At 63.3% G+C, this 22,440-nt stretch carries 23 protein-coding genes; 11 read left to right on the top strand and 12 right to left on the bottom strand.

Annotated features, from left to right (window positions below; translation table 11 throughout):
- Positions 1 to 178: 178 nt before the first annotated feature.
- From C7G61_RS16745 to C7G61_RS16725, 5 genes are all read right to left on the bottom strand, one after another.
- The gene (locus tag C7G61_RS16745) at positions 179 to 457 is read right to left on the bottom strand and encodes a hypothetical protein (RefSeq protein ID WP_108516088.1); all 279 of its coding nucleotides are present in this window, start codon (positions 455 to 457) and stop codon (positions 179 to 181) included.
- Between the two features lie 108 nt (positions 458 to 565).
- Positions 566 to 1,069: a cyclic pyranopterin monophosphate synthase MoaC gene (gene moaC / locus C7G61_RS16740; RefSeq protein ID WP_108516086.1), complete on the bottom strand. Its 504-nt coding sequence runs from the start codon at positions 1,067 to 1,069 to the stop codon at positions 566 to 568.
- Between the two features lie 4 nt (positions 1,070 to 1,073).
- Entirely contained in the window at positions 1,074 to 1,895 is an 822-nt protein-coding gene (trpC, locus tag C7G61_RS16735; RefSeq protein WP_108516083.1) for an indole-3-glycerol phosphate synthase TrpC, read from the bottom strand.
- Positions 1,896 to 1,912: 17 nt separating this feature from the next.
- Positions 1,913 to 2,926, bottom strand: coding sequence for an anthranilate phosphoribosyltransferase (gene trpD, locus C7G61_RS16730; protein WP_108516080.1), 1,014 nt, complete (start codon positions 2,924 to 2,926; stop codon positions 1,913 to 1,915).
- A 75-nt stretch (positions 2,927 to 3,001) separates the two neighbouring features.
- Positions 3,002 to 4,903: a peptidylprolyl isomerase gene (locus tag C7G61_RS16725; protein WP_190241847.1), complete on the bottom strand. Its 1,902-nt coding sequence runs from the start codon at positions 4,901 to 4,903 to the stop codon at positions 3,002 to 3,004.
- 258 nt (positions 4,904 to 5,161) lie between these two features.
- Between C7G61_RS16725 and tpiA the strand changes: the two genes are divergently transcribed.
- A complete protein-coding gene (gene tpiA / locus C7G61_RS16720; RefSeq protein ID WP_108516077.1) occupies positions 5,162 to 5,914 on the top strand; it encodes a triose-phosphate isomerase in 753 nt (250 codons plus the stop codon).
- A gap of 1 nt (position 5,915) precedes the next feature.
- Here the strand turns inward: tpiA and C7G61_RS16715 are convergent, their stop codons facing one another.
- Genes C7G61_RS16715 through C7G61_RS16705 form a run of 3 tightly spaced genes read right to left on the bottom strand, consistent with a single transcriptional unit; the run spans position 5,916 to position 7,397 of the window.
- Positions 5,916 to 6,449 (bottom strand): GNAT family N-acetyltransferase, encoded by a 534-nt coding sequence (locus C7G61_RS16715; protein WP_108516074.1) that lies wholly within the window; start codon positions 6,447 to 6,449, stop codon positions 5,916 to 5,918.
- A 21-nt stretch (positions 6,450 to 6,470) separates the two neighbouring features.
- The gene (locus C7G61_RS16710) at positions 6,471 to 6,824 is read right to left on the bottom strand and encodes a hypothetical protein (RefSeq protein WP_108516071.1); all 354 of its coding nucleotides are present in this window, start codon (positions 6,822 to 6,824) and stop codon (positions 6,471 to 6,473) included.
- A gap of 6 nt (positions 6,825 to 6,830) precedes the next feature.
- Positions 6,831 to 7,397 carry a helix-turn-helix domain-containing protein gene (locus C7G61_RS16705; protein ID WP_108516069.1) on the bottom strand — a complete coding sequence of 189 codons (567 nt, stop codon included), beginning with the start codon at positions 7,395 to 7,397 and terminating at the stop codon, positions 6,831 to 6,833.
- A gap of 227 nt (positions 7,398 to 7,624) precedes the next feature.
- Here C7G61_RS16705 and secG point away from each other — a divergent pair, with 227 nt between their 5' ends.
- The 8 genes from secG (at position 7,625) to C7G61_RS16665 (ending at position 16,639) form a co-directional block, all read left to right on the top strand.
- Positions 7,625 to 8,002: a preprotein translocase subunit SecG gene (secG, locus tag C7G61_RS16700; protein ID WP_108516066.1), complete on the top strand. Its 378-nt coding sequence runs from the start codon at positions 7,625 to 7,627 to the stop codon at positions 8,000 to 8,002.
- Between the two features lie 166 nt (positions 8,003 to 8,168).
- The gene (locus tag C7G61_RS16695) at positions 8,169 to 9,800 is read left to right on the top strand and encodes a CTP synthase (protein WP_108516064.1); all 1,632 of its coding nucleotides are present in this window, start codon (positions 8,169 to 8,171) and stop codon (positions 9,798 to 9,800) included.
- Positions 9,801 to 9,982: 182 nt separating this feature from the next.
- On the top strand, positions 9,983 to 10,309 hold the full coding sequence (locus C7G61_RS16690) for an NIPSNAP family protein (RefSeq protein WP_057834587.1): 327 nt from the start codon (positions 9,983 to 9,985) through the stop codon (positions 10,307 to 10,309).
- Positions 10,310 to 10,402: 93 nt separating this feature from the next.
- Positions 10,403 to 11,254, top strand: coding sequence for a 3-deoxy-8-phosphooctulonate synthase (gene kdsA / locus C7G61_RS16685; RefSeq protein WP_108516062.1), 852 nt, complete (start codon positions 10,403 to 10,405; stop codon positions 11,252 to 11,254).
- 14 nt (positions 11,255 to 11,268) lie between these two features.
- Positions 11,269 to 12,444, top strand: coding sequence for an MFS transporter (locus tag C7G61_RS16680; RefSeq protein WP_108516330.1), 1,176 nt, complete (start codon positions 11,269 to 11,271; stop codon positions 12,442 to 12,444).
- Between the two features lie 339 nt (positions 12,445 to 12,783).
- Positions 12,784 to 14,658, top strand: coding sequence for a glutaminase A (glsA, locus tag C7G61_RS16675; RefSeq protein ID WP_108516060.1), 1,875 nt, complete (start codon positions 12,784 to 12,786; stop codon positions 14,656 to 14,658).
- Positions 14,659 to 14,946: 288 nt separating this feature from the next.
- The gene (locus C7G61_RS16670) at positions 14,947 to 15,414 is read left to right on the top strand and encodes a hypothetical protein (protein WP_244608322.1); all 468 of its coding nucleotides are present in this window, start codon (positions 14,947 to 14,949) and stop codon (positions 15,412 to 15,414) included.
- Positions 15,407 to 16,639 (top strand): HlyD family secretion protein, encoded by a 1,233-nt coding sequence (locus C7G61_RS16665; RefSeq protein ID WP_108516058.1) that lies wholly within the window; start codon positions 15,407 to 15,409, stop codon positions 16,637 to 16,639. The genes C7G61_RS16670 and C7G61_RS16665 overlap by 8 nt, the downstream gene beginning before the upstream one ends.
- A 50-nt stretch (positions 16,640 to 16,689) precedes the next feature.
- Here the strand turns inward: C7G61_RS16665 and C7G61_RS16660 are convergent, their stop codons facing one another.
- The 4 genes from C7G61_RS16660 to C7G61_RS16645 form a co-directional block, all read right to left on the bottom strand.
- Positions 16,690 to 17,571: an FkbM family methyltransferase gene (locus C7G61_RS16660; protein WP_190241846.1), complete on the bottom strand. Its 882-nt coding sequence runs from the start codon at positions 17,569 to 17,571 to the stop codon at positions 16,690 to 16,692.
- A gap of 252 nt (positions 17,572 to 17,823) precedes the next feature.
- Entirely contained in the window at positions 17,824 to 18,288 is a 465-nt protein-coding gene (gene queF, locus C7G61_RS16655) for a preQ(1) synthase (RefSeq protein WP_108516328.1), read from the bottom strand.
- Between the two features lie 56 nt (positions 18,289 to 18,344).
- Positions 18,345 to 18,719 (bottom strand): c-type cytochrome, encoded by a 375-nt coding sequence (locus C7G61_RS16650; protein ID WP_108516054.1) that lies wholly within the window; start codon positions 18,717 to 18,719, stop codon positions 18,345 to 18,347.
- On the bottom strand, positions 18,716 to 19,708 hold the full coding sequence (locus tag C7G61_RS16645) for a Vgb family protein (RefSeq protein ID WP_108516052.1): 993 nt from the start codon (positions 19,706 to 19,708) through the stop codon (positions 18,716 to 18,718). Before C7G61_RS16645 ends, C7G61_RS16650 begins: the two co-directional genes overlap by 4 nt.
- A gap of 176 nt (positions 19,709 to 19,884) precedes the next feature.
- On the opposite strand from C7G61_RS16645, the gene eno reads away from it, so the two are divergent.
- Both eno and C7G61_RS16635 read left to right on the top strand, forming a co-directional pair.
- On the top strand, positions 19,885 to 21,168 hold the full coding sequence (gene eno / locus C7G61_RS16640; protein WP_108516050.1) for a phosphopyruvate hydratase: 1,284 nt from the start codon (positions 19,885 to 19,887) through the stop codon (positions 21,166 to 21,168).
- Positions 21,169 to 21,217: 49 nt separating this feature from the next.
- Complete coding sequence (locus C7G61_RS16635) at positions 21,218 to 22,354, top strand: zinc-binding dehydrogenase (RefSeq protein ID WP_108516048.1); 1,137 nt, start codon at positions 21,218 to 21,220, stop codon at positions 22,352 to 22,354.
- The last annotated feature ends 86 nt before the right edge of the window (positions 22,355 to 22,440 follow it).

Below are 22,440 nucleotides of genomic sequence, written 5' to 3'. Positions count from 1 at the left end.
AATTGACGTTAGGAAGTCTGGTTAATGAAGCGTTAGCCGGTGGCGGCGGGTTCCGTCGGCAACCACAGGGGAGCATGGAACCGGCAAGGTGCAACCAGGAAAAAATCGGCGAACCGCCTGCTCGCGGTCCGCCGATCGGAAGTATGCGGGCGTCGCGGCCTTGTTAGATCCGGAGCCGTCACTGCATGCGTGTCGTGGATCTGTGCGTGCGTTTCCTCGCGATGCCGACCGTCTGGCCGCTGTCCGGCAGGGCGTAGTCTTGGGGGTAACCTTGGTTGAACCGCCGCGGATCGGTGTAGGGGTTGCCCGGACCCTTGTTCTGGCAGTTGGCGTTCGGATAGAAAAACGCGCAATAGCCGGGTTCGGAGATTACCTGCTGCGCCCTGGCCAGCGTTATGGAAGATGCAGTGATGAGGGCGAACGCAGCCGCCGCGCCAACAAGCCTGTAGATCGACATCGGATTCCTCCTGGTGAAGGTCCCAATAGAAACAACCCCGCAAGCAGCGAACGCATTCCTCGCCGCGCCGGTCACACAAGCGTGACATCAGCGCCGCTGTCGCCGGGCTCACCGCTCCGCGCGATAATGGCCGGACTTGCCGCCGATCTTCTCGACGAGATGGATGCCTTCGATGCGAACGCCGCGTTCGACCGCCTTGATCATATCGTAGATCGTGAGGCAGGCGACCGACACCGCGGTCAGCGCTTCCATCTCGACGCCGGTCGGGCCGGTGACCTTAACGGTGGCGCGGACGATGCAGCCGGGCAGTTTCTTGTCGGGCGTGATGTCGAGCGTCACCTTCGACAGCGCCAGCGGATGGCACAGCGGGATCAGTTCCGATGTGCGCTTGGCCGCCATGATGCCGGCGATGCGGGCCGCGCCCAGCACGTCGCCCTTCTTGGCGTTGCCGGAGATAATCAGATCGAGCGTCGCCTTGGTCATGACGACGCGGCCCTCGGCCACAGCCGTGCGCTCGGTCGCTGCCTTGGCCGAGACGTCGACCATCCGCGCTTCGCCCGACGCATCGATATGGGTGAGGGCGGAGCCGCCTTTGGAAGCCTTCCGCGCCATCGGGCTAGCCGGTCCCGGTCGCACGCGGCGTATTGACCCGCGTCAGCAGCGCGCGCGTTGCCGCCGTCACGTCAGCCTGCCGCATCAGGCTTTCGCCGACCAGGAAGGCCGACATGCCGACGCGCTCGAGCCGCGCCAGATCCGCAGGCGCAAAGATGCCGCTTTCGCCGACCATCAGGCGATCGCGCGGGATCAGCGGCGCCAGCGCCTCGCTGGTCGCCAGCGTGGTCTCGAAGGTCCGTAAGTTGCGGTTGTTGACGCCGATCATCGGCGAGCGAAGCTTTAGCGCGCGATCGAGTTCGGCGGGGTCGTGGATTTCGATCAGCACGTCCATGCCAAGCGCGATCGCCGCGTCCTCCAGATCCCTGGCGGTAGCATCGTCGAGCGAGGCCATGATGACCAGGATGCAGTCTGCGCCATGGGCGCGGGCTTCCACCACCTGATAGGTGTCGAACAAAAAGTCCTTGCGCAGTACCGGCAGGCCGGTCGCCGCGCGCGCGGCCACCATGAAGTCGAGATGGCCCTGGAAGGAGGGCGCATCCGTCAGCACCGACAGGCACGCTGCGCCGCCGGCCTCGTAGGCCTTTGCCAGCGCCGGAGGATCGAAATCGGCGCGGATCAGTCCCTTCGAGGGCGAGGCCTTCTTCACTTCCGCGATCAGCGCATAGTCGCCGCGTGCCAGCTTGTCTCGGATCGCGCGCAGAAAACCGCGCGGCGGCGATGCTGTCCTGGCGCGGGCGTCGACCTCGGACAACGGATGCGCCCGCTTGGCCGCGGCGATTTCCTCGCGCTTGTAAGCCTCGATCTTGGTCAGGATATCGGACATCTCTGGCGCCCCTCGGATCAGCCGCGTGAGACCGCGATCAGGTGTTTCAGCCGCGCCGCTGCCGCACCGCTGTCGAGCGATTGGGTGCCGATCGCGACGCCTTCCTTCAGATTCCCGGCGCGGCCAGCCACGATCAGCGCCGCCGCGGCGTTCAGCAGCGCGACGTCGCGATAGGCGCTGGGCTTGCCGTTGAGCACGCTCGAGAGCGCTAGCGCATTGGCGTCGGCGTCGCCGCCCTTCAGCGCGTCGACATTGCAACAGGTGAGGCCCGCGTCCTCCGGCGTCACCTCGAACGTGGTGATCTTGCCGTTGTCGAGGCTGGCGACGAAACTTGGCCCGGTGAGGGTGATTTCATCGAGCCCGTCGGAGCCGTGCACGACCCAGACGGATTCGGAGCCGAGATTTTTCAGCACCTGGGCCAGCGGCTGCACCCAGTGCCTGGAGAACACGCCGACCATCTGCCGCTTCACGCCGGCCGGATTGGAGAGCGGTCCGAGCAGGTTGAAGATCGTGCGGGTGGCGAGCTCGACCCGGGTCGGGCCGACGTTCTTCATGGCCGGATGATGCGCAGGTGCGAACATGAAGCCGATGCCGGCCTCGGCCACGCAGCGGCCGACCTGATCGGGTGTCAGGTCGATCTTGACGCCGAGCGAAGCCAGTACGTCGGCCGCGCCCGAGCGCGAGGACAGCGCGCGGTTGCCGTGCTTGGCGACGGGTACGCCGGCGCCCGCAACAATGAAGGAAGCGCAGGTCGAGACGTTGACCGAGCCGGAACCGTCACCGCCGGTGCCGACCACATCGACGGCGTCCGCGGGCGCCTGGACCCGTAGCATCTTGCCGCGCATCGCCGCCACCGCGCCGGTGATCTCGTCGACGGTTTCGCCGCGGACCCGCAGCGCCATCAACAGCCCTCCCATCTGCGAGGGCGTGGCCTCGCCGGACATCATGCTGTCGAAGGCGGAGGCAGCCTCCTCACGCGACAGCGTCGCGCCGGTGGCGACTTTTCCGATGATAGATTTGAGGTCGTCCATCGCTTGGGCTTTCAGGATTGGGGGTCGTCTTGGCAAGACCGGCGCAAACCTTGGACTAGTCTTGGCCGATCATGCTCAGTTGTTAGCGCCCGTCACCTGCGCGAAGGCGGCCTGGTTGATGGTGGTGCCGATCTCGGATTCGATCTTCGTCACGTATTCCGCGACCTGTTCGTCGGTCAGAGCGCGCTGCAGCGTGTCCTTCAGTTTCTTCAGTTCGTCAGAGGCGGCGTCGACCGGCGGCACGGTCACGTCGGTGACGCGGTACACGATCCACTCGCTGCCACCGGCGCCCGGCGTCTGCCCGACGCCGTCCTTGGGCGTGCGGAACGCGGCCGTGATGGCGGCGGAAGGTACGCCTGGAAGCGAGACGTCGCGGCGGAAACCGGTCGCAGTCTCGACCTTTGCTCCGACCGAAGCCGCGACCTCGGCAAGCGTGCCGCCTTGCTCGAGCTTCTGGACCATCTCGGTTGCCTTCGCGCGCAGCCTGTTCGAAATCTGGTCTTCGCGCCATTTCGCCTCGACCTGGCTGCGAACCTCGTCGAGCGAGCGCTCGCGCGAGGGCGTGATGCCGAGCACGTCGTACCAGACATAGCCGCCAGCAAACTGGATCGGTTCATTATCGACGCCGACATCGCTGTTGAAGGCCTGCGAGACCACGTCGAGGCCGCGCGGAATGTTGGCCACCGGCTGGCCGTCGGGCGTGCGGCCGGAGCGATCGACGGCTTCGATCGTGACGGGGGTCAGGCCGAGCTTCTGCGAAGCCTCCACCACATTGGCGCCGCCAGAGCGCTCGTCTTCCATCTTGTTCTGGATTTCGCTGACCTTGGCGCGCGCGCGTTCGGTCGCGAGTTCCTTCTTTATCTGAGCTGCGACGCTTTCAAACGTCGGCATCGTGCCCGGCTCGATCTTGCCGATTTTGACCAGCGCCACGCCAAAGCGCCCCTGCACCGGCTGGCTGACTTCACCCGAGGCAAGCGAGAACGCCGCATCCGCAATCGCCGGATCGATGATCGCGCCCTTTGTAATCATGCCGAGGTCGACGTCGGCCAGATTGATATTGCGCTCCTTGGCGAGGTCGTCGAACGACGTTCCCGACGTGATGCGGCTGCGCGCGGCTAGTGCCTCGCCTTCGTTCGGGAAAAACATCTGCGACACTTCGCGCTTCTCGGGCGTGCCGAGCCGGTCGCGATTTTGTTCGAAGACCTTCTTCGCGTCCTCGTCGGAAACCTCGGTCCACTTGCCGATCTCTTCGGGGCTGATCACGACAAAGGACAGTTTGCGATACTCGGGCGCGCGGAACTGGGTCTTGCGCTCCTCGAAATAGGCGGCCAGCGCCTCGGGCGAGGGGGGATCGATCGTGCCGGCCTGCGCGGCGTCGAGTTTGACGTACTCGATCGAGCGCTGTTCGTTCTGGAAACGGGTCATGGCGTCGATCAGGACCTTCGGCGGCTCCACCCCGGCCGAGACGGTGCCGGCGATCTGGCGCCGCAGCCCGACGCGCCGCTGTTCGGCGAGATAGCGCTGCTCGGTGTAGCCGAACTGCCGGATCGTGGCCTGGAAGCGCTGCGCGTCGAACTTGCCGCCCAATCCTTGGAAATTGGGGTCGTTGTAGATGAGCCGCATGGTCTCATCCTGGGACTGGGCAAGCCCCATGCGCCGGGCTTCCTCGTCCAGCGCGGCTTCGGCGATGGTCTGTTGCAGCACCTGCCGGTCGAGCCCGAAGGCGCGGGCCTGTTCCGAGGTCAGCGGACGGCCGAAACGACGGCCGAGCTGCTGCAGCTTTTCCGTGTAGATCTGGCGGAACTGCTCGGTCGAAATCTCGGTCTTGCCAACCTTGGCGAGCGACGACTGGCCGAACCCCTTGAAGATGTCGGCGATGCCCCAAACTGCGAAACTGACAATCAAAACGCCCATCACGGTGGCCATGACAATCTTGCCGAGCCAGTTTGATGAGGCTTTCCGAATTCCTCGAAGCATGGGTCCAACTTGTTTTTGCAGGAGAGGGGAACCGGGTCGTGCCCGGCGAAAATTCGATTCCGTTCAGGATCGACTTCCGCAACAGGGCGTCACCGAGTTGAAAACGCATCATAAAGTGGCCGCGCCCCCCTCGCAACCTCGCCTGTGGGGGCCATTTGAAGCGGTTAACGGCCTGGGGGATCGCCCAACCGGTATCTGGAACTGGCGGCGTGCCTCTGCTAGCGCATCTTTAACGCTGACATTTGCGGGATAATTGACATGACCGACGCCATCCGGCCCCTGATCGCGGGCAACTGGAAAATGAACGGCCTGAAATCCGCCCTGGGTGAATTCGAAGCAATGATTGCCGGAGCAGGCGCGCTGGCCGGCAAGGTCGACCTGCTGGTTTGCCCTCCGGCCACCCTGATCGCAGGCTTTGCCGACAGGGCGCGCGGTTCAAAGCTCGCCGTCGGGGCCCAGGATTGCCACGCGAAGTCTTCGGGCGCCCATACAGGCGATCTCTCGGCGGAAATGCTGGCGGATGCCGGCGCTGGCGCCATCATCGTCGGGCATTCGGAGCGGCGCGCCGACCAGGGCGAGACCGACGCGCTGGTCCGGCAGAAGGCGGAAGCGGCCTGGCGGGCGGGCCTCGTGGCCATCGTCTGCATCGGCGAGACCCAGAAGCAGCGGGATGCCGGCCAGACGCTGGATGTCTGCGGCGGGCAGCTCGCGGGTTCGTTGCCGGATGGCGCTGCGGCGGCCAATCTGGTGGTGGCCTATGAGCCGGTCTGGGCGATCGGTACCGGGCTGACGCCGACGCCTGCGGATGTCGAGCAAGTTCATCGGTTTATCCGGGGTGTTCTCACCGAGCGATTTAAGGCCGAGGGCGGCAAGATCCGAATTCTCTACGGTGGATCGGTCAAGCCCTCAAACGCGGCCGAACTGATGGCCGTTGCCGATGTCAACGGCGCTCTCGTCGGCGGCGCCAGCCTGAAGGCGACGGATTTTCTGGCAATTGCTGAGGCCTGCTAACTCAGGCGGGCACGCCTTGCTCTAGTCGCTTCCAGTAGATCAGCGTGCCCGTAAGTCCGCCATGGGGTTTGAACGCGTAGTCCGGAATCACGCCGGTCAGCTTGAATCCCATCCGCTCATATAGTCCCGCGGCGCCCTCGTCTTCGGCGGTATCGAGTACCAATAGCCAGCGCCCGCGCGCGATCGCGATGCGCTCGGCCTCGCGCAAAAGCGCGGTGGCGATGCCGCGGTGGCGGTGACTTATGCGCGTCATCATCTTTGCGATCTCGGCGCGGTGCGGCTGGTTCGGCGGAAGATCGAGCAACAGCGTGACCGTGCCGATCAGCCTGTCGCCGTCAAAAGCGCCGAGGATGATCCGCTCGCCGCGGCCCGCCGCGCTCAGCGAGTTTGACCAGAACGCCTCGGCCGCTGCCTGCGACAGCGGATGCATGAAGCTGACCGAGCCGCCGTTCGCCACGGTTTCGATCAGGATTTCACTGAGCATCGCCCGAGTTTCGGGCGTAGGATTCAAAGTTTTGATCTCAATATCCGACATCAGGATGAATTTCCGCGAGGTTCAGCTTCGATGATTGCGGCCGCGCGCAGCGCGCGCCCGCTTGATCTCTGCAATCCGTTCGACATCCTCGACCTGCAGGTGACGGCCGCGTTCGAGGATTTCCAATGTGTACTCTTCGTAGGTGAGGCCCAATCGCTCGGCTTTCCGGATGCGAAACGCGACGATGCCGGGCGAGGGATTTTTCCAAGCCGCGCGATGCGCCGCCTTCCAGTAGAAGTAATTTCCGATTCCCCCGTCGCCCCATTCCGGAATGTGCTCCTGATCGAGCGGCGGACCGCCATTGTGGCGGGCGGGAGAAGAGCTTGCCGGGCTGGCCGGTTCGATCGTCAAACCTTCGATCTTGAGCTCCGCCATCGCCAGCTAACTCCGGGCAAGGGCAACGACATAGGTGCAGGGCGCGGCGCTCTCGTTGGCAAACGTCACTTCCGCCGGGGGGCCGAACCCGAGACAGTCGCCGGCCCGGAGTTCGTGGCGTTCGCCACCGTCGATGAGGACGAGCGCGCCCGACAACACCCAGAGGACCTGGCGGATGCGTGCGTAGGACGATGCGGGCAGCGTCACGCGCTGCTTCGCCGGCATCTCGACCTTGATGATCTCGACGGGATGATCGGGCCGGTTGAATACCTGCGTGCGCAGATAGCCGGTTTCGGGATCGCGCCACACCGGCTGGTCGACGGCCCTTGAAAGACGTTCCCCCTGGCCTTCGGCGCGCAGCATCAGGCCGGCGAGGGTGAGGTCGAAGGCGCTGGCGAGCCGCACCAGCACGACTGCGGTCGGACTGACCTCGGCGCGCTCAATCTTGCTGATGGTGGCTTTGGACACCCCGGAGCGCTCCGCGAGGTCGGCCAGCGACCAGCCGCGGCTGTCGCGCTCGAGCCGCAGGCGATGGGCGAGTCGGGCGCTGAGATCGTCTACTATAGTATCCATTCGTCTACTATAAGAGAAATTGGGTGCGACCTCAAGTCCGGATTCGAGGTCGGCCGAGAGCTGGGGACAGCCTTGCCATCGCCCCTGCGGCAATTATCTCCGGGGTTGCGGTTGGGGGTGACAATGCCCCGTCCGATCGTGTAACACCGCGCAACTTCAGGAAAACCCGCAAGCTCTTGGTGCAGCCGAAGCCCGGCGCTGTCAGCTTGTGACGGAAGGTTTTTAAGATGCAGACCGTCATTATCGTTGTTCACCTCATGATCGTTTCGGTGCTGATCGGCGCCGTGCTGCTGCAGAAATCCGAAGGCGGCGGCCTGGGCATGGGCGGCGGCGCCGGCTTCATGTCGAGCCGCGGCACTGCTAATCTCCTGACGCGGACGACGGCGATCCTGGCGGGGATTTTCTTCGTGACCAGCATGGCGCTGGCCTGGCTCGCCGGTGTCGACCGCAAGCCGGCATCGATCCTCGGCGCGCCGGCGACGCAGTCGCAGCCGGGTGGCGCGACGCCGGTCGCCCCGCCGACCTCCGGCGGCGTGCTCGATACGCTCAAGAAGGTGGATGATCAGCAGGGCCAGTCGGGCCCGCAGGCCCCGCGTTCGCAATAAAGCAGGGTGGCTATGCAGGACGGTCGCTACTGTCCTGCATCAGAACTTCCCATTAGTGCTCTGATATCGCTTTAAAATTCACGTCACCCACAGCCCGGCAGAATGTTCGCCTGTGCATGCGATTCGTTTTGGCGAATCGGGTCAGTGGCCTTAAAGGTTGAGTCCCATGGCGCGGTACATTTTCATCACCGGCGGCGTGGTTTCTTCGCTCGGAAAGGGTCTGGCTTCGGCGGCACTCGGTGCCCTGCTGCAGGCTCGCGGGTACAAGGTCCGTCTCCGCAAACTCGATCCCTATCTCAACCTCGATCCCGGAACGATGTCGCCGTATCAGCACGGCGAAGTGTTCGTGACCGACGACGGCGCCGAGACCGATCTCGATCTCGGCCACTACGAGCGTTTCACCGGGCGTCCGGCTACCAAGGCCGACAATATCACGACCGGGCGCATCTATCAGGACATCATCACAAAGGAACGCCGCGGCGATTATCTCGGCGCGACCATTCAGGTCGTTCCGCACGTCACCAACGCGATCAAGGAATTCGTGCTCTCGGGCAATGACGAATATGATTTCGTGCTGGTCGAGATCGGCGGCACCGTCGGCGACATCGAAGGCCTGCCGTTCTTCGAAGCGATTCGTCAGCTCAAGAACGAACTGCCGCGGGATCACGCGGTGTATATTCACCTCACGCTGCTGCCGTTCATCCCGAGCGCCGGCGAACTGAAGACAAAGCCGACCCAGCACTCGGTGAAGGAACTGCGCTCGATCGGCATCCAGCCGGATATTTTGCTGTGCCGCACCGACCGTGAAATTCCGAAGGAAGAGCGGCGCAAGCTCGGGCTATTCTGCAACGTGCGCGAAAGCGCCGTGATCGAGGCGAGGGACGTCGACAACATCTACGCGGTCCCCGAGGCCTATCACGCCGCTGGCCTCGACGACGAAGTGCTGGCCGCGTTCGGTATCACGCCAAAGATTCCGCCGGCGCTGCAGAGCTGGAACGTCATCAACGAGCGCGTGCGCAACCCCGAAGGTGCGGTGACCATTGCCATCGTCGGCAAGTACACCGGCATGAAGGACGCCTATAAATCGCTGATCGAGGCGCTCTCCCATGGCGGCATCGCCAACAAGGTGAAGGTCAATCTCGACTGGATCGAGAGCGAGGTGTTCGAGAACGAGGACCCGACGCCGTTCCTCGAACACGTCAACGGCATCCTGGTGCCGGGCGGCTTCGGCCAGCGCGGCGCCGAAGGCAAGATCCGCGCGGCACGGTTCGCGCGTGAGCGCGATGTGCCGTATTTCGGCATCTGCTTCGGCATGCAGATGGCGGTCATCGAAGCTGCCCGCAATCTCGTCGGCATCGAGGAGGCCAACTCCACCGAGTTCGGCCCGACCAGGGAGCCGCTCGTCGGCCTGATGACAGAGTGGCTGCGCGGCAACGAGCTGGAGAAGCGCTCGAAATCCGGCGATCTCGGCGGCACCATGCGGCTGGGCGCATATCCTGCGGCGCTGAAGCGCGGCAGCCGCGTGTCGCAAGTCTATGGCGGCGCGACCGAGATTTCGGAGCGCCACCGCCACCGCTACGAGGTCAACACCGCCTACAAGGACCGCCTTGAACAGCACGGCCTGCGCTTCTCTGGTCTGTCGCCCGATGGCGTGCTGCCGGAGATCGTCGAATACGAGGACCATCCCTGGTTCATCGGCGTGCAGTTTCATCCCGAGCTGAAGTCACGGCCGTTCGAGCCGCATCCTTTATTTGCCTCGTTCATTCAGGCGGCGATGGCGCAGAGCCGGCTAGTGTAGGCCGCAACGGAATCGTAGGGTAGGCAAAGCGAAGCGTGCCCACCATTCAAGACCAACAGCTCGGCTAGATGGTGGGCACGGCGCGAAGTGCGCCTTTGCCCACCCTACATCTTTGACGAACGCGCCAATTGTTGCGACAACGTGCTCCCGGAACTGCAAAAACAATAAAGGGAGTGCCACCGATGATCATGGAAATGCGCGTCTATCGTTGTCTGCCCGGCCGCCTGCCGGCGCTGATGAAGCGCTTCGATACGCTGACGCTGAAACTGTGGGACAAGCACGGCATCAAGCAGGCCGGCTTCTACACCACGCTGATCGGCACCTCCAACCAGGAACTGACCTATTTCGTCGCGTGGGATTCGCTCGCCGATCGCGAGAAGAAATGGACCGCATTCCAGTCCGATCCCGACTGGATCGCCGGCCGCGCCAAGAGCGAGGAGGACGGCCAGATCATCGACAACATCGTCAGCCAGTTGCTGGTCCCGACGGCGTTCTCCGCGGTAAAGTAACCTGCGGCGCAACCCTGTCATTCGGGGGCTAAATAGGGTTGATCCTGGTGGCGCGGACCGGCATGGTCCGCGGCAGATACGAAGGAAAATCCCTTGAACGCGAAAGTAGATGCAGCCCCGGTCGTCTCGGTCGGCCCGGTCAAATTCGGCAATACCTTGCCGATTTCGATCATTGCCGGGCCATGCCAGCTCGAGAGCCGCGCGCATGCGCTGGAGGTGGCGAGTGCACTGAAGGAGATCGCGGGTCGCCTCGGAATAGGCCTCGTCTACAAGACCTCCTTCGACAAGGCCAACCGCACCTCTGGCTCGGCCGCGCGCGGTGTTGGGCTCGCACAGGCCTTGCCGATCTTCGCCGAGATACGCTCTTCGCTTGGGCTGCCCGTGCTGACCGACGTGCATGAAGCCGCGCAATGCGCGGAAGCCGCCCAGGCGGTCGACGTGTTGCAGATTCCGGCCTTCCTGTGCCGGCAGACGGATCTGCTGCTGGCGGCTGCTGCGACCGGCAAGGTCGTCAACGTCAAGAAGGGTCAGTTCCTCGCGCCGTGGGAGATGGCGAACGTCGTCAGCAAGGTCACCGACGGCGGTAACCCGAACGTGCTGGTGACCGAGCGCGGCGCCTCGTTCGGTTACAATACGTTGGTCTCCGACATGCGCGCGTTGCCGATCATGGCGCAAACCACCGGCGCGCCGGTTATTTTCGACGCCACGCATTCGGTGCAGCAGCCGGGCGGGAAGGGCACCTCATCCGGCGGCCAGCGCGAATTCGTGCCCGTGCTGGCGCGCGCGGCGGTGGCCGTCGGCGTCGCCGGTGTATTCATCGAGACCCATCCCGATCCCGATCGCGCGCCGTCGGACGGGCCCAACATGGTGCCGCTGCGCGAGTTCGAAGCGCTGGTGAAGCGGCTGATGGCGTTCGACGCGCTGGCCAAGAACGCTGCGCCGTGACCGCCACCAGCGGCATGCCGCCGGCGCTCAATATCATTGCACTCGCGACCTTTTCCGCAGCCTTGTCCGCCCGCGCGCTGGATCCGGTATTGCCGCACGTGGCCGCAGATTTTTCCGTCAGCATCGCTACCGCCGCCAGTTTCGCCGCCGCCTTCGCCTTCACCTTTGCCATCATCCAGCCCGTGCTCGGCGCCATGGCCGACATGTTCGGCAAGGCCCGGCTGATGATCGTCTGCCTGGTGCTGCTCGGGCTTGCCAATATTCTCGGCGCGATGGCGACATCGTTCCCGCTGCTGTTCGCAAGCCGGATTCTCGCAGGCATCGGCTCCGGCGGCGTATTCCCGGTCTCACTCAGCCTGACCAGCGATCTCGTCGGTCCCGAAAAACGCCAGGTCGCGATCAGTCGTACATTGGCGGGCGCGATGACCGGCAATCTGCTGGGGGCCTCCGCGTCCGGCCTGATCGGAGACTTTCTCGGCTGGCGCGGCGTGCTCGCCGTGCTAGGCGTTCTTGTCGTGCTGGCTTCGATCGCGGTGGCGGCCGGGTTTCGCGGCGCCGCGCTGACGCGTCCGCCGCGCACCGGCCTGTCAGCCCTCCTGCAAGGCTATCGCACGATTTTCACAAACCCGAATGCGCGCATCTGCTACGGGGCCGTGTTCATTGAAGGCTGCTGCGTCCTCGGACTGTTTCCGTTCCTCGCGGCCTTCCTGTTCGAACTCGGCGAAACCTCGCTGTCGATCGCCGGCATCGTCATCGCCGGCTTCGCCGTCGGCGGGCTGTTCTACACCATGACGGTGTCGCGGTTTCTGCCGAGGATCGGCGTCAATGGCATGATGATCGGCGGCGCGGCGATGGTCGGCGTGCAGCTCATCGCGGTGGCGATGGGGCCGGAATGGAGATTGCAAACGCTCAGCCTGATTTTCATGGGCTGGGGGTTCTACATGATCCACGGCAGCCTGCAGGTATTCGCCAGCGAATTGTCGGCGGAAGCGCGCGCGACCGCGCTGTCGCTGCACGCGTTCTTTTTCTTCATGGGCCAGACCATCGGCCCGATCGCCTACGGTTTCGGCATCCAGCATGCCGGCAAGGTCCCGACCTTGCTGACCGCTGCGGCCATCATGATCGCGCTTGGCTTTGCCTGCGCAAAACTGCTGCGCCAGACGCGGCCGGCTGACGCGAAAGCGGCCTAGCCCACGCCGCTAAAAGAATCACATGATGTGCTCGATGAGATAAACCGCCGTGACATAGGCGAGGGTACCGATGGCCAACAGGGCAACCGACAGCCATACCCACAGGGGCGTCGTTTCCTTGGTCATGCTGATTGCTCGCGCCTTAGCACGCCGCAAATCTGGCAGCGCTGATTTCCCCCGGCCGGTTGACAATGGCGCAAATCGGGCACGAACGGCAGGAAATGGTGGGCTAGCGGCAGGATGACGCACATCGGTCGCGCGCCCGCCGTCAGATGCCGAAGTCAGGCAGCCGGCCATGGCATGGGGATTGCTTCGCTTCTTGCCATTTAAGGTGATGATGTGGACGCCCAGATTACCCGCTCGGCCAAAAGCAATTTCGCCGCCAGAAATACCGGTTACGCCAACGAGCCGCCGCTGCAAGGGTTTTTGGCCGCCTGCCACGAGGAGTTCAGATCGGATCATTCCGGCGCGGTCGCCGATTATATCCCCGAGCTGAAGCGCGCCAATCCGGCACATTTCGGCATAGGCCTCGTCACCATCGATGGCCACGTCTACGAGGTCGGCGATAGCGGCGTGCCTTTCACCATTCAATCGGTCTCGAAAGCCTTTGTGTTTGCGCTTGCGCTCGACTTGGTCGGCGAGGAGCGCGTATCCGCTGCGATCGGCGTCGAGCCGAGCGGCGAGGCGTTCAATTCGATCCGTCTGACCAATGACAACCGGCCGTTCAACCCGATGGTCAATGCTGGCGCGATCGCCTGTTCCGGGCTGATCCATCAGGTCGACGGCGCTTTCGCCTTCGAGCGCATTCGCGAGAAACTCAGCCAGTTCGCCGGGCGCGAACTCGATGTCGACGACGCGGTCCACGCTTCCGAAGCGCTGACCGGCAACCGCAATCGTGCAATCGCCTGGTTGCTGAGAAATTATCTCGTGCTTCAGGACGACGTCGATGCCGTGCTGGATACCTATTTCCGGCAATGCGCCATCCTGGTTACGGCGCGCGACCTTGCGGTTATGGCGGCGACGCTTGCCAATCGCGGCGTCAATCCGGTCACCGGCGTTTCCGTCATTTCGCCCAACGTCGTTGCCCGCACGCTGTCCGTCATGACCAGCTCGGGCATGTATGATTATGCCGGCGAATGGATCTATCGTGTCGGCATCCCCGCCAAGAGCGGCGTCGGCGGCGGCATTGTTGCAGCGCTTCCGTCCCAGATGGGGCTCGGCACGTTCTCGCCGAACCTCGACAGCCACGGCAACAGCGTGCGCGGCCTGAAAGTATGCGAGGCGCTGTCATCGCGCTTCGATCTGCACATGCTCAACCGCAGCGCTGACGTCCGCACCTGCGTCATTGCCGACTACGACATCTTCGGCATTTCGTCGCGCCGCAGCCGGCAGCCGCATGAGCAGCAGATTCTGGAAGAACGCCACAGTGACATCAGGGTGATCGAGCTGGTCGGCGCCCTGAACTTTGCCACGATCGACCATGTGACGCGGCGGCTGGCCGGCGAACCGCCGAATGCGCCGCTGTTGATCCTCGATTTCCGAAGGGTGCCCGACCTGACCGCGGCGGGCGCCCAACTCCTCGGCGAGAACCTGACCATCCTTGGTAACACCGGCGTCACCGCGATCCTGACGGGCCTCGAGGCGACATCGCCGGTCTGGAAGACGATTTCCGCACGCACCGCCAATTTGAAATACCTGCGGCGCTTCGCGCTGCTCGACGAAGCCATCGAATGGGCGGAGGACCAGATCATCTATCGCTATGGCGGCTTCACCTCGTCGAAGGAAACCAGCCATCTCGGCGAACAGGCGCTGCTGGCGGATTTGGCCGCCGACGAAATCGCCGCGCTCGCGGAGCTCTCGACCGCGCGGCGCTATGAGGCTGGCCAGCGCATTATCAGCGCCGGCGAACCGGCCAATTCGCTGTTCTTCCTGCAAAGCGGCATGGTCAGCGTGAAGCTGCCGAGCGGCGTGCGGCTGGCCTCGCTTGGACCCGGCATGGAATTCGGCGAGATGGCCATCATAGAAACGCATCGCAGCGCCGATGTCTGGGCCGACACGGCCGTGAAATGCCTCGAACTGCCGCTCGACAGCTTTGCCGATTATCGCCGGCTCCACCCGCAGATCGCGCTGAAAATCATGCGCAATCTTTCCGCGCTGCTCGCCCGGCGGCTGATCCTTGCCAACGCCAAGGTCGATCTGCTCAGCGCCTATTGAGGGCCGCCGAAAGCTGCGCCTGCCGGGTTGCTTCCGCAAAGGCTGTCGCGTTCGAGATTGTGGCGGCGAGACAGAGCGGGGCGACCAACCCGAGAATGGCGGAGAAAGCTTTGTGCATGTGCGGTGGGTCGGTCGCAGAGGCCACCCGGTTCAAGACGAGGCAGCCGGATCGCCTTGCGCATGCGCCGCAGGCCGCGCCTTATCGCTTGCCAAGTTTTCACATTGTGTAAAGATTGAACCGAGCTGATCGACCCAGTGCGTTAGTCCCGTTGTGAACGGAGGATTGCCATGAACGAGTCGATTCACCCCAGCGCGCCCCATCACCTGCCGTCTTTCATCACCGCACCTGATGACACCGACGTTCTGATGGTCGCCGTCGGCATTTTTCTGATCGTCGCCGTTCTCGCGGTCGGTAATTTCTATTTGCACCTGCACTCGTTGCCGGAGCGGATGGCCCACAAGTCGCAGAAATTCCAGTTTGAAATCGTGGCCGTGCTGGGCCTGCTGTCGCTGTTCACGCACAACCACCTGTTCTGGGTGATCGGCCTGTTCCTCGCCATGATCGACCTGCCGGACTTCAGCACGCCGCTGCGCAGAATTGCAGGATCGGTCGAGAAGATGGCTGGCGTTCCGCCTGAACCGGACCCAACCGAGGCGCCAGTTGGGGACACGGCGCACGCTGTCGCAACGGGCGAGGCCAAGGCCCGCATCGAGAAGGCCGGTGGCGCCAAGAGCGAGGTGCACAGCCATGCTTGAGTTGCTTCTCTGCTCTCTCTTGACAATATTTCCGGACTATCTCTATCGCCGCTACCGGCAGGGCAAACGGCTCGGCAAGGAGATCACGCTCTATTCGGTCTGGTTCGAGCTGCGCTTTGGCATCATCGCCTGCCTGGTGCTCACGGTCTCGCTGATCACGATGATCTTCTATTATCACCCGTCGACCACGTCGGCGACGTTGTTCTATCGGACCATTCCGATTGTGCCCGAAATAGCCGGCCGAGTCGCGGAGGTTAACTTCGAACTCAGCGCGCCCGTCAAGCAAGGTGACGTGATTTTCAGGCTTGATAGCGCCAAGCAGGAAGCGTCGCTACTGACAGCCAGGCGCAAGATCGCCGAAGTCGATGCTGCCATGCTGGCAGCGCAAGCTGACATCCTCAAGGCGGAAGGCCAGCTTCAGGAGGCAAAAGGCGCGCTGCAGCAGGCGCAGGACGAACTCGACACCAAAAGCGAACTGCAGAAGCGCAACCCCGGAATCGTGCCGCAACGCGACATCGAAAAGCTCACGGTGGCCGTTGCAGGTCGCCAGGGCAGCCTCGACGCCGCGTCCGCTTCCAAACAGTCCGCGATGACGCGACTGACCGCTCTGCTACCGGCGGAGAAGGCGAGCGCAGAGGCGGCGTTGGCCGAAGCGCAGGTCGATCTGGACAAGACGTTTATTCGCGCCGGTGTCAACGGACGGGTCGAGCAGTTCGGTCTGAGGCGGGGTGATATCGTCAATCCAATGATACGGTCGGCCGGCGTTCTGATTCCCGAGGGTGCAGGACGGCGTGCTCTTATGGCAGGGTTTGGGCAGATCGAGGCTCAGGTCATGAAGGTCGGAATGGTGGCCGAGGCCACCTGCATTTCCAAGCCGTGGACGATCATTCCGATGGTGGTTACCAACGTGCAGGACTACATCGCGGCGGGTCAGTTCAGGGGCGGCGAACAACTGGTTGAGGCGCAGCAGGTCGTGCGCCCGGGTACCATTCTCGTTTTCATGGAACCGATCTACAAGGGCGGGCTGGAGGGCGTGACGCCGGGCAGCAGTTGTATAGCCAACGCCTATACCAGCAATCACGAACTGATCTCGTCAGGTAAAGTCGGTTCGTTCAAGAGCTTCGCGTTGCACGTCGTCGATGCCACCGGACTGGTGCACGCGATGCTGCTGCGCATTCAGGCGCTGCTGTTGCCGGTCAAGACGCTGGTGCTGAGCGGGCATTGAGCCCGCGAAGCTCCGAAATTGATGCAAGTTTGATGAAAGATAGTTGAGTGTCAGAGGCAGAGAATGTTCTCCTCAAAACCAAGCGCATCACGATCGATCGGTCGCAAATGCGTGGCATCGAGGCAGCGGTAACCACAATCCTCAAGGCGTTCAATGATCCGTCTACCGTCCAGCGGCTTGGGGCGATTCAGATCGGTGAGGATCTCGCACAGGATCGGCACTTTGCGACCGCTCTTTGCCAGCACGCCTTGCATGCCGTCGAAGACCTCAGCCTCGAAACCTTCGACATCGATCTTGATAAGGCCGACGCGATCGAGATCGATTTTCCGCTCGCGTACATAACTATCGAAGGCGATAACCTCAACGGTGATATTTTCCGTGAGCTCGCTGGCGTGGTCGAGGAAGCCGGTAGCAAGTGAACTCGACCCGATATTGATATCGTAATTGTCGAAATTCTCCGCGCGCGGCGCGACGACGGCCATCGTGAAGGCGCCAGGCCGCGCGCCGCAGGCAACCTGATTGGCGATGACCCGATAATCGGGATTGAGCTCGGCGAGCCGTCGGACAAAGGTGAAATATTGCGGCACCGGCTCGAAGGCGTGCACCTCGCCGCTCTGGCCCACGAGCGACAAGCTATAGGCCGACCAGTAGCCGCAATTGGCGCCGATATCGACGAAGATCTTGCGAGGAGCCAGGCAGCGCTTGAAGATGCGTTCGAGAAACATTTCGTGGGTATGGAAAAAGTACTTCTTCATCAGCCGATGCAATGACATGTCGATCTCGTGATGCACGCCGTTGAAGCGCGCGGTCGCGAGGCCCGTCGGCGGCGTTCTGAACTGCTCGATCGCGCGGCGGTGTACGATATCGGCAAGCCCGAGCGGATCGCTCGATGCATATTTCAGGAGGAAGCGGGCGGTCTTCCGAGCAATCATGGCGGGCTCACGAACTTGACGAACTTGATGTTGTGAACATGCGGACAATCTGTGCCCGACAGTTGGACCAATCTGTGGCGTCAATCGTTTGAGAGTGCTTTTTCTCAACCGTGCATTTTCTGCGCCTGCGATGTATGCAATCATCGTTGTCGCGGCCGTTTATTTCCCTATTGAGCCTCACTGGAGGCGTCTTCTGAAAATTCCGCGCGCGCAACAGAAGGCGTTCAAGCCATGCCCGAACGCTTGGCGTGCCTAACCCCGCCCGCGATACGGTGCGACGCCCTGGTCGGGCACCCACATGTCCTTGGGCAGTTTGCCGGTCTGCCAGAACACGTCGATCGGGATGCCGCCGCGCGGATACCAGTAGCCGCCGATGCGAAGCCATTTCGGCTTGATTTCGACGGCAATGCGCTTGCCGATCATGACCGTGCAATCCTCGTGAAAGGCGCCGTGATTGCGGAAGCTGGCGACATAGAGTTTGAGCGATTTGGACTCCAGGAGCCACTGGCCCGGCACGTAATCGATCATCAGATGCGCGAAGTCCGGCTGGCCCGTGACGGGGCAAATCGAGGTGAATTCCGGCGCGGTGAAGCGCACCAGGTAATTGGTGTCCGCCTGCGGATTGGGCACGCGATCGAGCTGCGCCTTTTCCGGGCTGTCCGGCCATTCCACGGCGCGGCCGAGCTGCAATGATTTCTGCAATGATTTCTTGGCCATCTTCATCGTCCTGTTGCGAGGGCTGACATGGACGCAAGCGCCGTGGCCGTCAACTGTTAGCGCGAGGAGGGATCCTCAATAAACTTCACCAGCGCCTGCCGTTCGGCCGCGTCCTCGATCCCGCGCATCGACATCCACAATCCCGGAAACATCGCGGCGGGATCGGCGAGGAAGGCTTCGAGGCGCTTTGCGTCCCAGCGCAAGCCCTCGTCGCGCGCCTTGCGCAGCACCGGCGAATAGTCGAATTCCGCGGCTCCGCCGACGGCGCGGCCGATCACGCCCGAGAGATTGGGGCCGGGCAGGTTGCGCTCAGCCGGATCGAGGCTGTGGCAGGCGCGGCAGGGCGCGAACGCCCGCGCGCCGTTTTCCTCCGCGGCGGCGGAAGCGGGCAGGAGAAGGGGCAACAGCAGCAGGACTGCAAACAATCTCACGCAGGCGCGACCGTCTGGATCACGACGAGGCGGTCATTGCCGGATTCGCCGCCCCAGGTTTCGCCGGGCCGGCCGTCGAGCTGGCGCACATTCGCGCCCGATTTGTCGCTCGGGAACGCATTGAACTTTTCCGTCACGGGATCGAAGCGCACGATTGCGTTCGCCCCGAAATCGGTGACCCAGACCTTGTCCTTGTCGTCGACATAGACGGCATAGGTGCGCGGATTGCTGCCTGGCAGCTTCCATGCCTTCCAGGAGCCGTCGGCGGGATCGTGCATCGACACATTGCCGCTGTTCCACTCGCTGACCCAGATGCGGCCCTTGGAGTCCGACCACACCCGGCGTGCGCCCTGGTTGGGGGTCGGCGGCTCGACCACGGTCGCGTTGCCGGTCGCCAGATCGATTTTGGCAATGTGGTTGCCGGCGAGCGAGGCGTACCAGATGTCGCCTTTCGGCGTGACCGTCATGCCGTAGGTGCCGCGCCCGCGCGGCGACTTGAACACGGTCATGTCGCCCGATTTCGGGTCGAGCCGGCCATAGATGCCGGACTGGCCGGTGAACCAGTAGATGCCGTTCTTGTCGAACACGGCGGTGTTGAGGTTGGCGTAGCTTTCCTTTTCGGGCAGGCGGAACAGCGTCACCTTGTGGTCGCCGGGGTCGACGCGCGCAATCGCGTTCTGGCCGCCTTCGGTCACCCAGGGCGCTCCATCAGGACCGATGATGACGCCATGGGGCGCCGCGCCCTTGCCGAGGTCGACCAGTTTGTAGGAGCCGTCGCGGGGATCGAGACGTCCCAACGTGCCGTTGCGCTGGCCGCAGAACCAGATCGTGCCGTCGGGCGCAGGGGTGGTGTCGCGGGAGCCCATGCCTGATTTGACTGGATAATATTTGACGCGGAACGGGCCTTCCTGGGCGTCGGCGTGGCGCAGGAAGGCGGGCGCAGCGAGGATTCCAGCGGCGGCGGTTCCAAGAAACTGGCGGCGATTCATTGCGTTACCCCGACTTATGAACGTGAAGGTTTGGACGCCGATATCAACCTTGGAGCAGTCTATCCTGACCCAATCCTACCGTCCGGAAAAGGCGGCCCGTCAAGCGTTCACATTTGCTTGCTTGCCGTGTAAGACGCCCCCGAACCTGACCCACCACTCCCAGGAAAGTTTAAGACATGACCGCCATCGTCGACATCATTGGCCGCGAAATTCTCGATAGCCGGGGCAATCCCACCGTTGAAGTCGATGTGGTGCTGGAAGACGGCTCGATCGGCCGTGCGGCGGTGCCGTCGGGCGCTTCCACCGGCGCGCATGAGGCGGTCGAACTGCGCGACGGCGACAAGAAGCGCTATCTCGGCAAGGGCGTGCAGAAGGCGGTCGAGGCCGTCAACGGCGAAATCTTCGAGGCGCTGAGCGATCAGGCCGTCGAGGAACAGGTCCAGATCGACCAGATCATGATCGATCTCGACGGTACCCCGAACAAGAGCCGGCTTGGGGCCAACGCCATCCTCGGCGTCTCGCTGGCCTGCGCCAAGGCGGCGGCCGAATCCTTCGACATGCCGCTCTATCGCTATGTCGGCGGCACCTCGGCGCGGACGCTGCCGGTGCCGATGATGAACATTATCAATGGCGGCGCCCATGCCGACAATCCGATCGATTTCCAGGAATTCATGATCCTCCCCGTGGGGGCTGCGAGCTTCGCCGAGGCGCTGCGCTGCGGCTCGGAAATCTTCCACACGCTGCGTGGCGAACTGAAAAAGGCCGGCCACAACACCAATGTTGGCGACGAGGGCGGCTTTGCGCCGAATATTCCGTCGGCGGACGCCGCGCTCGAGTTCGTGGTGAGCGCAATTGGAAAGGCCGGCTACAAGGCAGGCAGCGACGTGATGCTCGGGCTGGATTGCGCGGCGACCGAGTTCTTCAAGGACGGCGCTTACGTCTATGGCGGCGAGAACAAGACCCGCTCGCGCTCCGAGCAGGCGAAATATCTCGCCGATCTCGTCTCGCGCTATCCGATCGTCAGCATCGAGGACGGCATGTCCGAAGACGACATGGACGGCTGGAAGGAATTGACCGATTTGATCGGCAACAAGTGCCAGCTCGTCGGCGACGATTTGTTCGTCACCAACGTCACGCGGCTCGCCGACGGCATCAAGAATGGCCGCGCCAATTCGATCCTGATCAAGGTCAACCAGATCGGCACGTTGACGGAAACGCTCGCCGCGGTCGAACTGGCGCACAAGTACGGCTATACCTCCGTGATGTCGCACCGCTCCGGCGAAACGGAAGACTCCACCATCGCCGACCTCGCGGTCGCCACCAATTGCGGCCAGATCAAAACCGGCTCGCTGGCGCGCTCCGACCGCACCGCCAAATACAACCAGCTCCTGCGCATCGAGCAGCAGCTTGGCGAGCAGGCGAAATATGCGGGGAAGGCGGCGTTGAAGGCACTGGCGTAACGCAACGGCGCATCCAGATATAACCAACACAAACGGGGGAGGACGTACGATGAGCGACGGCAAAAGCGGGCTGCAACTGCGTTCGCTGCTCAAGAAGAGCGGCGAACTCGAACTGTCGCTGGTGGACGTCCCGACGCCCGAGCCGGCCGACGACGAAGTCGTGGTCCGGGTCGAGGCGACGCCGATCAACCCGTCCGATCTCGGGCTCCTGATCGGCCCGGCCGACATGTCGACCGCCAAGGTTTCAGGCAGCGAGGACACACCTGTGGTCACCGCAAAAATGCCGGAAGCCGCCCTGCGGATGATGGCGGCGAGGCTCGACCAGTCGCTCCCCGTGGGCAACGAGGGCGCCGGCGTGGTGATCAGGACCGGATCCTCGGATGCCGCCAAGGCGCTGATGGGCAAGAATGTCTCGATGATCGGCGGCGCGATGTACTCGCAGTATCGCACCATGAAGGTGAGGGACGTTATGGAGCTCCCGGCCGGCACCACGCCTGCCGACGGCGCGTCGTGGTTCGTCAACCCGCTGACCGCGCTCGGCATGACCGAGACCATGCGGCGCGAGAATCACAAGGCGCTGGTGCATACGGCGGCCGCCTCGAACCTCGGGCAGATGCTCAACAAGATCTGCATCAAGGACGGTATCGGCCTCGTCAACATCGTGCGCAGCAAGGAGCAGGCGGATATCCTGCACAAGATCGGCGCCAAGCATGTCGTCGATTCCACCGCAGACAGCTTCATGGACGATCTGACCAATGCGCTGGTGGAAACTGGCGCCACGATTGCGTTCGACGCCATCGGCGGCGGCAAGCTCGCGGGGCAGATCCTCACCTGCATGGAGAGTGCGGCCAACAAGACCGCCAAGGAATACAGCCGCTACGGCTCGAACGTGTACAAGCAGGTCTACATCTACGGCAGCCTCGACAACCGTCCGACCGAACTGAGCCGGGCGTTCGGCCTGACCTGGGGCGTCGGCGGCTGGCTGCTGACACCGTTCCTGCAGAAGATCGGCCCCGCCGAAATCGGCAAGCTGCGCCAGCGCGTCGCTTCCGAACTCAGGACCACCTTCGCCAGCCACTACACGCAGGTGGTGTCGCTGCAGGAGACGCTGCAGCTCTCCAACATCGCGGTCTACAACAAACGCGCCACCGGCGAGAAATTCCTGATCAACCCCAACAAGGGCTGACGACGACAGCAGGCGGCTCGCTTCCCTGGCAAATCCGGCTTGCGTTCTCCCGGCGACGGGAGAACGCTTGCGGCGCAAATGAATGC

It is taken from the genome of Bradyrhizobium algeriense, assembly GCF_003062295.1.
Taxonomy (GTDB): Bacteria; Pseudomonadota; Alphaproteobacteria; order Rhizobiales; family Xanthobacteraceae; genus Bradyrhizobium; species Bradyrhizobium algeriense.
Note: the sequence above shows the minus strand (reverse complement) of the source record. Positions and strands in the feature narration are given on the sequence as shown.